At 67.7% G+C, this 12,070-nt stretch carries 10 protein-coding genes, 1 tRNA gene and 2 pseudogenes; 8 read left to right on the top strand and 5 right to left on the bottom strand.

The genetic code is table 11. The features are described from left to right. Nucleotides 1-33: 33 nt before the first annotated feature. Nucleotides 34-306, top strand: coding sequence for a hypothetical protein (locus ABFX81_RS14520; protein WP_010046785.1), 273 nt, complete (start codon nucleotides 34-36; stop codon nucleotides 304-306). Nucleotides 307-446: 140 nt separating this feature from the next. Then, the gene (locus ABFX81_RS14515) at nucleotides 447-731 is read left to right on the top strand and encodes a hypothetical protein (RefSeq protein ID WP_086854816.1); all 285 of its coding nucleotides are present in this window, start codon (nucleotides 447-449) and stop codon (nucleotides 729-731) included. A 153-nt stretch (nucleotides 732-884) separates the two neighbouring features. Here the strand turns inward: ABFX81_RS14515 and ABFX81_RS14510 are convergent, their stop codons facing one another. From ABFX81_RS14510 to ABFX81_RS14495, 5 genes and pseudogenes are all read right to left on the bottom strand, one after another. Further along, nucleotides 885-1,844 carry an NAD(P)-dependent oxidoreductase gene (locus ABFX81_RS14510; RefSeq protein WP_086854817.1) on the bottom strand — a complete coding sequence of 320 codons (960 nt, stop codon included), beginning with the start codon at nucleotides 1,842-1,844 and terminating at the stop codon, nucleotides 885-887. A gap of 102 nt (nucleotides 1,845-1,946) precedes the next feature. Beyond that, the gene (locus ABFX81_RS14505; protein WP_346138147.1) at nucleotides 1,947-4,442 is read right to left on the bottom strand and encodes an ABC transporter permease; all 2,496 of its coding nucleotides are present in this window, start codon (nucleotides 4,440-4,442) and stop codon (nucleotides 1,947-1,949) included. A 491-nt stretch (nucleotides 4,443-4,933) separates the two neighbouring features. Continuing rightward, a tRNA-Ser gene (locus ABFX81_RS14500) sits at nucleotides 4,934-5,006 on the bottom strand. A 70-nt stretch (nucleotides 5,007-5,076) separates the two neighbouring features. After that, nucleotides 5,077-5,325, bottom strand: a complete 249-nt coding sequence (locus ABFX81_RS42195) for a DUF7660 family protein (RefSeq protein ID WP_086844798.1) — start codon at nucleotides 5,323-5,325, stop codon at nucleotides 5,077-5,079. Between the two features lie 51 nt (nucleotides 5,326-5,376). Beyond that, nucleotides 5,377-6,131, bottom strand: a pseudogene (locus ABFX81_RS14495) (GntR family transcriptional regulator). Nucleotides 6,132-6,209: 78 nt separating this feature from the next. Between ABFX81_RS14495 and ABFX81_RS14490 the strand changes: the two are divergent. The 6 genes and pseudogenes from ABFX81_RS14490 to ABFX81_RS14465 all read left to right on the top strand — a co-directional run bounded on the left by ABFX81_RS14490 (nucleotide 6,210) and on the right by ABFX81_RS14465 (nucleotide 12,054). Further along, nucleotides 6,210-6,488, top strand: coding sequence for a hypothetical protein (locus ABFX81_RS14490; protein ID WP_086844796.1), 279 nt, complete (start codon nucleotides 6,210-6,212; stop codon nucleotides 6,486-6,488). A gap of 592 nt (nucleotides 6,489-7,080) precedes the next feature. Then, nucleotides 7,081-7,377, top strand: a complete 297-nt coding sequence (locus ABFX81_RS14485) for a hypothetical protein (protein WP_086844792.1) — start codon at nucleotides 7,081-7,083, stop codon at nucleotides 7,375-7,377. A gap of 1,246 nt (nucleotides 7,378-8,623) precedes the next feature. After that, nucleotides 8,624-9,123 (top strand): annotated as a pseudogene (locus tag ABFX81_RS14480) (YfbM family protein). A gap of 169 nt (nucleotides 9,124-9,292) precedes the next feature. Then, a complete protein-coding gene (locus tag ABFX81_RS14475; RefSeq protein WP_283974813.1) occupies nucleotides 9,293-9,826 on the top strand; it encodes a hypothetical protein in 534 nt (177 codons plus the stop codon). Between the two features lie 537 nt (nucleotides 9,827-10,363). Then, nucleotides 10,364-10,909 carry a hypothetical protein gene (locus ABFX81_RS14470; RefSeq protein ID WP_086844787.1) on the top strand — a complete coding sequence of 182 codons (546 nt, stop codon included), beginning with the start codon at nucleotides 10,364-10,366 and terminating at the stop codon, nucleotides 10,907-10,909. A 200-nt stretch (nucleotides 10,910-11,109) separates the two neighbouring features. Further along, entirely contained in the window at nucleotides 11,110-12,054 is a 945-nt protein-coding gene (locus ABFX81_RS14465) for a restriction endonuclease (protein ID WP_346138145.1), read from the top strand. Nucleotides 12,055-12,070 lie beyond the last annotated feature (16 nt).

Raw genomic sequence — 12,070 nt, 5'->3', positions numbered from 1 at the left:
CACGGGTTGTGTCCACTCAAGAACGGAGCAGTAATGCGCAACTACCAGAAGGCCGCGGTCGTCATGGCCATGCTCGGCAGCGTCAGCTTCCTGGGGGCCGGTGTCGGCCACGCTGCGGACGGGGACGAGAAGGTCAAGCTGGAGAACAAGCAGAACCAGTCGTGTGAGCAGAACGACTCGACCAAGGGCCTCATCAACATCGATGACGTCAACATCTCGCTCGGCATCCTCGGCTGGTCCGAGCAGGACAACAGCGAGCGCGAGTCCGTGACTTGCTCCCAGAACTTCATCCTCGGTGGCAAGTGATCACTGATCAGGTGATCTAGGCAGGTCCCGGGGCTCGAACCAGGTGGTCCGAGCCCCGGGGCCTGTCGTCTGGCTTCTTTGTCGGCCCAAGCGTCCGGAACGACCCCGCTGTTCAGGGGGCGTCCGTAAAGGAAAAGTAGATGCTCAACTCGAAGAAGATCGCAGCTACAGCGGCAGCCGGAGTCCTGGGGAGCTTTGCTCTGATCGGGGTCGGCGCAGCCCAGGCCGCGGCCCATGGCGGCCCCGGCAAGTGCGTGGACGACGGCAAGGGGCAGGTTCGCTGCGTACAGGGGGACACCTACAAGCTCACGACCGCCAAGGACGGCAGCGTCCGCTTCGCCAACGAGTCGACGCAGAGCTGTCCGACCTCGCACAGCCAGGTCACCTGCGTCAGCAACGTCATCGTCCCTGGCAAGCAGTCCTGAAGTCCGAAGAGGCAGTCGAGGCGCCCTTGTTCACGTCGGCGCCCGTGGTGTGAATTCACCGCTTACGGCGGTGACAGGCCGGGACCCGTTACCGGGTCCCGGCCATCTCCGTGTCCTCGCCCGGACGGTCTCGGGCGCGGCCCCGGCCGGGCGTCAAGGCAGCCGTCGTACGGGCGCCCCGTCGAGGAACGCGCGGATGTCTTCGACCGCCTGCCCGTAGTACGTCGTGTAGTTGGCGCGGGAGACGTAGCCGAGGTGCGGGGTCGCGAGAAGGCGGGGGGCGGTGCGCATCGGGTGGTCGGCGGGCAGGGGCTCGATGTCGAAGACATCGACGCCGGCACCGGCGATCCGTCCCTCGTGCAGGGCGGCGAGGAGGGCTTCCTGGTCGACGATGGCCGCGCGCGAGGTGTTGATCAGGTACGCGGTCGGCTTGAGGAGGGCGAGTTCGGCGGGTCCGAGCAGTCCGCGGGTGCGGTCGCTCAGCGCGAGGTGGATCGAGACGAAGTCGCTGCCGGCGAGGAGGTCCTCCCGGGAGGGGGCGAGTTCGACGCCGACCTCGTCGGTGCGCTCCTTGGTGAGGTTCTGACTCCACGCACTGACGTGCATGCCGAAGGCGAGGCCGACCCGGGCCACGCGGCTGCCGATCTTGCCGAGGCCGAGGAGGCCGAGGCGGCTGCCGTACAGGTCGGCGCCGACGGTGGACTGCCAGGGGCCGCCGGAGCGCAGGGCGTTGCTCTCCTCGACGAGGCCGCGGGCGAGGCCGAGCAGCAGGGTCCATGTCAGTTCCACGGGCGGGGTGGAGGAACTCGTGGTGCCGCACACGGTGACGCCGTGCTCCTCGGCGGCCGCGTAGTCGATGACCGAGTTGCGCAGACCGGAGGCGACGAGCAGTTTCAGCCGGGGCAGGCGGGCGATCAGCGACCCGGGGAAGGGCACGCGCTCCCGCAACGTCACCACGATGTCGAAGTCGGCCAGGGCCGCGGCCAAGGCGTCCTCGCCGTCCAGGTGGGTGTCGAAGGAGACGACCTCCACCTCGTCGGCGACCGGCGACCAGTCGGCGACTTCGGTCGCCACCCTCTGAAAGTCGTCCAGCACAGCACAGCGCAGCCGCACGTCACACCCCTTCCTCGGCCCACGACGGGTTCCCGGACCATGATCGGGACTGAGCCGCGCTGCGGGAAGCGGGGTGGGACCCGCGGGACACGGCGGGGGCGGTCAGGAGACGGCCCTCGCCAGGCCTCCGGGCGTGGCCGCGGCGCTGCGCATGGCCAAGCGGCCGACGAGGGTCGTCGTCGCGACGGCCACCAGGGGCGCCCCGGCGGCCAGCGCGGCAAGCGGCCCGCCGGCCAAGGCCGGCACGGCGGAACCGGTGACCGCGATGCTGAGCGGCACCAGCACCGCCGCGCAGACCAGAGTGGCCAGCAGCAACGCGACCGCGCAGGTGAGCACGGCTTCCCAGGCCAGCATCCGCAGCACCTGCGCCGACTGCGCGCCGGCCAGCCGCAGCAGGGCGAACTCCCCTCGGCGGCCCGCGGTCACCATGCTCAGGGTGTTGACGACGGCGATGGCCGTGAACACGTTGATCATGGTCAGTAACAGCAGGACGAACAGGTTCGCCGCCGCGCCGGACTCCGAATGACTCCCAGCGTCCCCGCTCGCGGCGCCGTCCACCGACGCCCCGGGGAAGACAGCCGCGAGGTCGTCCAATTGCCGTTCGACGGCGTCCCGGTCGGCTCCGGGGGCCGTCCGAACGAGGACGGTGTCGTCCAGCAGCGCGGGCGCGTGCCGGGCCGCCGAGGCGCGGGGCAGCAGCGCGTCGGCGAAGTCCCGGTCGCGGGAGTAGACGGCCGCCACGCGATACGTGTCCCGGCCACCGTCGTCCCAGTCCACCCGGACACGGTCGCCGACCGTGACACTCAGGTCCCGGGCGGCGCTGTCGCCGAGCGCCACGGACGCCTCGCCGAGGCGGGCGAGCGAGCCGGTGTGGACCCCGAGGTCGAGGAGTTCGGGCACCGCGTCGGCCCGCATCGCGACCAGGTTTCCGCCGATGACGGACGCGTCGTCGTCCTGGTCGGCGTCCGCGCGGCTCAGTTCGCCGTCCACGGACAGCTGCCCGGAGGCCGCCGCCACGCCGGGGAGCCGGGCGGCCCGCTCCGCGTAACCCGGTGCGATGCCGGGCCCGGCCGAGGACACCACGTGATCGGCGAGCAGCCGCTCCCGTTCCGCCCGCTGCGCTCCCTGCGACGTGATCAGCGGCACGCAGAGCAGGGTGCCGGTGAGGGAGAGGGCGAGCACGAGCGGTGTCACGGTGGCGGCCAACCGCGCCTCATTCCTGAGGAGGTTGCGGACCGCCAGCGTGCCTTCCCTGGGCAGGAACCACGCCACCGGAGCCAGAAACAAGGCACCGGCCACCCGGCAGATCAGCGGCGCCAGCAGCGCCGTCCCGACCAACAGGACGAGCACCATGCTCTCGGTCGTCCCGCCGCCCCCGTCCAGCCGACCGGTCGCCACCGCGCCGAGACAGCCGCCCGCCCCGGCGAACACGCCCACCCCGAGCAGCACACGCAGCCGGCCCGGTTTCGGCGCCGGAGCGGCCGACTCGCGCAGCACCTCCACCGGCCGTACCCGCGACGAGCGGCGTGCGGCGGCAAACGCCGCGAACTGCGCCACGACCGCTGCCAGCACGACGGTCGCCCAGGGCGCGACCGGCCCCACGGACAGGACGAACGACGGGGGCAGCACCTCCCCGTCGACCAGCACCCGGTGCAGGAGCATCGCCACGCCGATCCCGCCGGGGGCGCCGAGGAGCGCCGCCGCCACCGTCACCAGCAGGACCTCCACCGCGATCATCCGGCGGATCTGCCCCTTCGTGGCCGCGACGGCCCGCAGCAGGCCGATCTCCGTCAGCCGTCCGGCGACCGCGAGCGTCAGCGTGCCGGCGACGACGAAACCCGCCACGAACAGCGACAGCACCCCGAACGTCCCGACGAGGGAGGACAGCACCGACGCCGGGGACGGCACGCCCCAGAACTCCGCGTCCGCCCGCCCGGCGCCGGAGGCGACCACGAGGGACCCGGCGTTGTCGCCGTACAGGTCCCTGACGGCCTTCTCCACCTGCCGCCGGAGCGTCTCGGGGTTGGCCGTCCCCTTGGCCGCCAACACCCCGAAGGCCCGCACGGGCTGCTCCGATCCCGCGAGCCGCTCCGCCTCACGGGCCGTGTGGAACACCGCGTACTGGCGCGCCGGTCGCCGGGGCGGGTCGGCGACGCCCGAGACCTGGTACGGACGCAGCCCGTCCGGTCCGCCCAGCCGTACGGTGTCGCCCGCCCCGACGCCGAGACGCCCCGCCAGCTCAGCATCCAGCACGACCTCCGAGTCGCCGGCGGGGGCGCGGCCCTGCCGCAGCAGGAAGGGTCCGAGGGCGGCGCTCTCCCACGAGTGCCCGAGGAACGGTCCGTCCCAGGGCGCCTCGACCGGCTCGCCCGACGCGTCCACGGCCGTGGTGGGGAAGGACAGTTCGGGAACGGACCGCTCGACGGACGCCAGCCGGTCCAGCGCCGCACGGAGTTCCCCGGCCCGGGGGACGAACGGCTGCCCGGCGACGACCACGTCCGTGCCCGCGTAGCGCTCGGTGGGGGAGCCGGCGCGGGCACTCGACTCCAACAGCACGGCACATGCCGTCGTCGTGACCAACGCGAGGACGAGAGCCACGAAACCGGCCGCCCAGCCTGCCCTGCGACCCGTAAGGGTCCGCCATGCGAGTCGTAACACGGGTGCCTTTCGGAGTGGGCGGCGTTCCCTTGCAGGAGTGCCGAGAGCCTATCGAAAATCGTTCGATTCGAGGCCGAGTCCTGGTCGCGGACAGGGCTTTGGCCGGCTCGGGGTGTGGGCGCTCGGTCTTCCGGTATGGGGAAGCGGCAGGGCGTCCGGACCCGCTCGGTCGTTCGGTATGGGGAGGCGGCAGGGCGTCTGGGCCCGCTCGGTCTTGCCATATGGGGAAGCGGCACGGACGTTCCTCGACTCACCGAGGGCAGGGTGGAGGCGGGCCCGCCGCTGCATGGCTGGGCCCGGCGCTGCTCATGGTCGGCCGGCGCGGCTCGCACATCGGCTCCTCGTCGGCCGACGCGTCCCGGAGTGGTGCGCAGGCGAGGACAAGGCCTCGGACAGTAAAAACGCCCTCCCGATGGGAGGGCGGAGACTTGCGCCCCCGGCAGGACTCGAACCTGCGGCCAAGCGCTTAGAAGGCGCTTTGTGCGTAGCGTGCCACGCCCTGGCTGACCTGCTTCTCTTATCGTGCAGCGCGGGTCATCGTCTGGACTTCGACACGTATTCGACGCGGCTCGGACTACTCGTACGTCGTCGCTGCCTGCAGAGCTCGCGCGAAGAACGCCCAGTCACCGCTAGGCGGCAACTCCCGGCCGGTGTTGCGGTACCAACCGTCCGCGTCATCCGTCCAGGCGGCCAGAGCGTCCAGGAAGCTCGGAAGGTCCGCGTTCCCCCATGAGTTTCCGTCCTCGGCGTGACTGCGACGCAAGGAGCGAACGAAGGCTGCCAGGTCTTCTCTGCTGTCGACGTGATCAGGAGAAGTGGTCATGCCTGGGGACCCTACTTGGCACGCCAAGCCGAAGTCGCCCTGTGAGCGGAGCTAGCGGTTGATCGGGATCTCGTAGACGATTTCGCAGTGAGCTGCGGGCACCACGATGTCTGCCGTCTCCACCGGCCGACCCTCGTCGCTGTGTAGGTCCGCCGGATGTGCGTGACGAGTGCGGCCTTCTGGATGCCTAGGAGGGACGCTTCCTCGGCGGTTGCTTGCCTCGGCTCCGGCTGCTCGACGGCGTGGCTGACGGTGACACCGATTGCGGCCATGCGGTTCACGACACCCGTTCCGGCGTGCGGCCCACCCTCGGGGAGGACGACGAGTGTGCCGGCGGTGACGTCGTACGGCTCCCAACTCGTCGACAACTGCACCGGCCTGCCGTCGGCCAGGAACTCGTACACCGTCCGGACGCACAGGTCACCCTCAGCGATTCCGAGCCGCGCCGCGATGTCTGCCGGAACCGGCACTTTGGCCTCGGTCCGGCTCTCCCAATCCCCTTGCCTGCCGAGGGCCTTCATGTCCGCCCGGAAGGGCGATCCGCTGGGCTGCTCGCGGGCTGATGACCGGACGACCCGGACCCGCTGTCGGGGCTCGGCGACGTACGTGCCCGAACCGGCGCGTCCCTCCAGCACACCCTGGGAGATCAGCAGCTCCTGAGCCCGGCGGACCACGTTCTCGCCCACGCCGCACTCCTGGCCGATCTGCGCGCGGGAGGGCAGGCGGTCCCCGGGCTCCCATACGTGTTCCGCGATCCGCCGCCGGAGTTCGTCGGCGATGCGGAGATAGGGCGGCTGCTCAGGCATATGGAAAATCTAGTCCACTAGCTCTAATCTAGTTAACTAGCTTTACTCAACGTGATCGTCGGTGACGGAGGCTGCCCTGTGCCCGCTTCGGGAGTTCGCGCGGCAGCCATCGCTGCCCGGCTGTCCGACCTCGGGCTACCCGCGCGCGTGGAGGAACACGACCGGCACGCGTCGGTCGAAGCGGCAGTGCCGGAGTCGCTCTCCGCCGACTTATGGCGGGAGGTCCTGGAAGTGGTGGCCGAGGCCGATCGATTCGGGCTGCTCGCCACCAGCTTGAACGACCGCACCCTCTGGGCGGTCGTACGTAAAGCGGTCCCCGCGACGGGCGATGTCGGGGGACCGAGCCATCAGCGATAGGAGCTGACCAGCATGCTCAACCGTATCCATCGCGCAGTTGCTCTCGCCAGAGCGCGGCATGTCCCCAAGGGCAGGCACCGCCGCACGTTAAGGCCCTCGCGGCCACCGATCGCCCCTGCTTTCCCGGCATCCGCTGACGAGCCGACAGTCGCCCTCGCGCAGGCCGTCGACGAGCCGAGCCATCGGCACTTGCTCAGGGGCGAGGACAGTGCACTCGTCCGTCCGTACGTGCTGGCGCGAGAAGAACGCACCCGACGGCGCCCGACGGTCGTCATTGCTCCCTGCCTGTCGACCGACGCCTGGTCGAATCTCCTGGGGGTTCAGTGACGTCCTCGCGGCGGCAGACTCTTGGCCCGGACATCTCAGCTACCTCGTACCGCTCGGCTGCTTGCCAGGTCGGCACGCACCAGGCCTGCGCGGAGTCCACTCCGGATTTGGCGCCGGTCGACCTCCCCTTGATCTACGAGGCTTGCGGCTGCCTGTGCCACGCGGCATCTGACCAGTCTCGGCCCGGAGGCGACGCAGCGAGGAGCTCGACATCCAGCGGTACGCCGGCGCCCAGCATCGAGGCTACCGAGGGGCGAGCATAGGGATGACGACAGAGGACGAACTGAGGCTCCTCCCATGGGTGGGGCCGGACGGCAAGCCGTGCTATCTGAGCACGGGTGACCAAGGGGGTTACGTGTCCCGCCTGGCGGACCACATCGAGGCGTACCAGCTTGGGATGGCATCCCAACTGCTTGAGCATGCGCGTCAGGTACTCGACGAGGACCCCGAAGACCTGGAGGAGTTGCATCTTCTCGCCGCCCAGTTGACCAGCGCATTGCGGGACGTGCTGCGCGTAGCGACCAGCCGCGGACGCAGGCCCGTCGCGCCTGGGCATCGTTGAGGGGACTGAGCGGCAGCCGTGTGTAGTGCGGCAGGGGCCTCGGAGACGGTCCGGGGCTCCCCGTTTCATCTGGCGTGCCCTTGGCACGCTCGCATTGGGGCTGAACTTGGTGACCACCGCTTTAGGAGTTCGATCTATCCCTCACCCAGGTGTGGCCTGCCCTGTGCATCGGTGCCACACGTGGCTGCTGTGTGTCGCCGCCGTCCGGGGTCGTTGATGTCAGCGTTGGATGTCAGCGGAACAGCTCCGACGCCGGCAGGACTCCAAGCGCAAACACACGACTAGCGTCTCAGGCTTGTCATCCCTGCCGGGACCTGCCATGAGTTGGCGCGGCTGCCCTTCACCCACCGTCCGGTACCTAGGAGAACTGCGGCCCGGCAGGTCAGAGGCTCACCGGGACGGGAGGCGCGGATCGTGTCGATGATCTGCCACATTGGCAAGAGCCATGTCTTCGCCTCACCAGGCTCCAGACGGCAGACGCTCCCTTGCATCGTGAAGTCGACCGCTCGAACGCGAGATGGCGCACCGCCCCAGTAGGAGCGACGTCTGTCGGATATGCATGGCACGCGTACGCTCACGGGTCCACGCCCAGTGTTGCGTACGACCACACTGAATGCGTCGTGCACGTACGATTCGAACTCTGCGCCTTGGATGCGTTGAAGGTCCGTTGTAGTGCGATCGACAACCTCCGAGACGATGGACGGGACAGGATCCCCATCGTCATGGATCGCGATCGACAGTTCGCAGCGCACCCGGGCGCCGCTCAAGAAGTGGCTAACGACTTGCCAACTGAGTGACACCGTAGACACGGCCAAGCTGAGAGCGGCGACAGCGAATGCCCCGGACGCGTCGGTCATTCGAGGATGATATGGGCCTCGGGTCGAGACGTGCGACGTTTTTCCCGGTTCGTGTCACCTCGCTGGCATGGCGGTAGCACCAGGCACCACAGGTGCGGAACGCCTTGTCACCCGTATCCATCAGCTACCCGTTCGGGGCTCTCTCCGCGACAGGCGCGAGTCGTGGGAGTGTTGGGGGTGACGATCTGGTGGCCAACACGCTTTCCAACTGTGTTGGTGGGGTGGCGGGCTGCGTGCAAGGGAGTTCACCTGCGGTCATTGGCGGTTCGGCAGCGAGCTGGGATCGGCTCCGGGCCTCGGCTGAACGCCGGTGAACCGGGCTGAATGAGACGGAAACTGAGACGGTCCGTCCGACGGCCGTTGTCAGTGGCCCCGCCTAGTCTCCGTCCATGAGCATGATCGGCGAGTACCTGCGTGTCACGGCTGCTGAGCTCGATAGGGCGATCCAAGACCCAGACTGGCTTTGGACTTCGTCGAAGAGGTTCAGGACGCCGAGGAGGAGACGGAGCCTGCGTTGTACGAAGCGCGCCACTTCACCACATACAAGGCTTGGGACTTGCTCCGCTTCCTGCTGGCGCGCACCGGGTTCCCCGTGAACGTGATCCACGGTGAGGAGCCGTTCGCCGAGGATGAGGATTGGGGGTACGGGCCTCCGAGGTACCTGCGGCCTGAGCGGGTCCGGCTCGCGGCGGGAGCTCTGCGGGCTACCAGTTATGCCCAGCTCATCAGTGGCGTGGAGCCTGCTGAACTGACCAGCGCCGAGGTGTATCCGCTCGGATGGGGTGAGCCAGGCTCCCTGGAGTGGGGGCGTCCTTGGTACGACGGCCTCACACAGTTTTTCGACGCTGCTGCCAGGGCAGACGACGCGATGCTCGTCTGGCTGGACTGACAGGCCATCACAGCCGTGATCAGGTGGGACGAGTACACGGATAGGCCACGACCGGCTGAGCACCACTTCAGGAGAGCGGCTGGGACGTCTGGCAGTGCCCACTGGCCGACCGCAGCGAGCTGAGATGAGCCGCTACTCAAGCCACCGCATCGTCGCCAGAATGACTGATATGACGTCGTTGCTGGCCCTACTGGCGGCTCCGGTCGGGGCCGTGCTGACCACACTGATTGGCGTATTCGTTGGGAGCATCGTCAGCAGAAGAGCTCAAGATCGCCACTGGATCAGGGAACAGCAGGCGGCAGCGTGCGTCCGCGTACTGCGGGAATCATCCTCAGTGCTTGTAGACCTCAGCGACATGGACCGCAACCGGCCTGACGACATCCCTCAAGGCGTGCTGGCCCCGACGACAGTCGACTGGCGCCCCTGGGGCGAGGCCCTCGGCAGCGTCAATCTCGTTGCCAGCAGGGACATTGCAGCAGCCGCGCACGCCATCGACGAGCAGATCTGGCGGTTTCACATTGCCATTCGGCGGGGTCTAACTCCCGAGGAGAACTGGATGGAGCTCAGAGGGAGAGTCGTCGCCGCGCAGGGGCACTTCATAGCCGTCGCTCGTCGGCATCTCTCGCTCACCGGAGAACCCCTCCAGCGCCTAGACGGACGCCCCGCACCGGACGACCCGATCTGGCAGACGGGGCGGCTCTAGAGCCTGGCCTGAGCTACGTGGCCGTGCGTGCGCCTCGATGCGAACTCCTAGCAGCAAGGTCGCTGAGGGTCTGACGCACTGATCAGATCGTCTGTCAGAGCCACCGGCGGTCGATGCCAATCGCCACAGTTGCTGTACCGGGCACGGCTCCGGAGGCCCTTTGAGGCCAAGATGACGCAGCACGTCAGGGCCTCAGGCGTGGCAGATCTGGCGAGCTGAGCCCGCAGATAGTCCACAAGCAAATGAGGGACCCACGGGAGCTATCCGTTGGGCTGCGCCGCTGCTCATTCAGCCACGACGTGACACGAGGGTCGACGGACAGAGTCGTTCCGACGACATGTGCGTCGATGTTGCGGGAATGCTCGTCTCAATGCAGCCCGCTTCTGGGTGTCGGGATTACGAGGCAGACCGTCGTACTCTTGGCGAGGGCGATTGCGGCCGGCGCCTGTTGGGCGTCGGCTTTGACCGGCAAGCCGAGGAGCTGGAGATCAAGCGGTCACTGGGCAGGGGAGCAGGAGAGCCCTAACATGCCGGCCCATGGGCATCGAGGCGGAAGGCATCGCGCAGCTGGCTGACGAACTCAAGATTGGGTTCTGTGGTCTCAGCCTGGCCATACTTCCGCTAGCTGACCCCCGTCAGCCGCTCATGGCCATCTACCGCGACCTGTACGAGCAAACCGCTGACTCACCGCTGGTCATCTACCGCAATGACGGTACGCCGCACTCTGCGGAGCGGCTGACAGACATCTTCGCCAAGGCCAGCTCAACTGCGGGTGCTGGACTCGGTGAGGACCTGCTGAACTTCGCGACGATGCATGGTGCAGCCCGCCTGGGTGATGCCATTCAGCGCGCCGGGCTGAGTGACAGGACACGCCCGTTGCTTCAGTTCGTGCGGCACTTCCGCAACGCCTGTGCGCACGGCAATCGTTGGTACTTTCAGAACGGGGAACCGAGGCAGCCAGCAGAGTTGCGCGGCATTGTCCTGGCATCGGCGCTGCACGGCTCCAAGGCGGCTGGGGGCACTGTTGGTGCGGGCGACTACCTGGACATGCTCGACGACGTGGCGGCCCACTTCCGGGCCTGAGGCTCGTCAGTCCGTCTCGATGACAGCCAGGACAAGCCGCCTCTGTCACTCGCCATCCGCTTGTGTCATCGGAGCCCCGGTGCACGCTGGATGACGGGTCATCACGGTTCCTTGGATCAAGCCTTGTCGTACAGGCTGGTCATCGACTGATCGCGCGGTACCGTGATAGGTCGGTGACAGTGCGTGTGGAGGAGGGGCAGGTGCAGCAGCCTGATGCCCGCAAGAAGACGATCAACCCCAGCGCGTACAACGCACTGGCCGACGCACTCTGGTTGATCTACTGGAACAAAGACCCCTTTGAGCTGTACGTCCGCGGGATGCTGAAGGACCACAGTGAGCTCCTGCCGCAGCTCAACTTCCAGGCCACCAAGCGCGAAGTCTCCGGCCAGTTGGTCAAGCTGCTGCGGTCCAATGAGACCCGGTACCTGGACGTGACCGTGGCGCTCATGCTCGACATCGCTGCCATGGACCGGTTTCCGAACCTCGAACGACAGGTCGATGGTGACGTCATGGTGGCCAAGGCCACGGCGGCCGTTGCGGAACTGCGGCGCTGGACTGGCAAGCAGCAGGACATCATCAAGGAACACGAGGAGCACGCGGCGGCCATAGCCGAGAGTGCGAAGAAGGACCAGGATGGCCGGGTCTTCGCCCAAGCTCATGACGATCTGAAGCAACGGTTCATCGTGATGCACGCGGCAACCGACAAGCACCAGCGGGGGACGGACTTCGAGGGCTTTATCAACGAGCTCTTCGCCCTGTACGACTTGGAGCCGCGGGCGGCCTACATCATGGAGTACGAGCAGATCGATGGCGCGTTCTCCTTCGACACTGACTACTACGTTCTTGAGGCCAAGTGGTGGAAAGAGCGCATCGGCCGGCGGGAGCTGGACGTCTTTAAAACCAACATCGAGCGCAAGGGCAAGAACACTCTCGGCTTGTACGTCAGCATGAGCGGCTTCACGTCCGATGCCCTGGCGATCTACAGCCTTAGCACGCCGTTCATCACGATGGACGGCGGCGACTTCATGGCTGTGCTGGACCAACGCATCCGCCTGGACCACCTGATGACTCACAAGAGGAAGCACGCCAGCCAGACTGGTCACTGCTATCTGCCCGTCTCTGAAATCCTCTCTAGGACGGAATAACATAGTAGGCGAGGTG

The organism is Streptomyces coeruleofuscus (genome assembly GCF_039532725.1).
Taxonomy (GTDB): domain Bacteria; phylum Actinomycetota; class Actinomycetes; order Streptomycetales; family Streptomycetaceae; genus Streptomyces; species Streptomyces coeruleofuscus.
The sequence above is the reverse complement of the archived record's forward strand: the minus strand, read 5'-3'. Positions and strand labels throughout refer to the sequence as shown.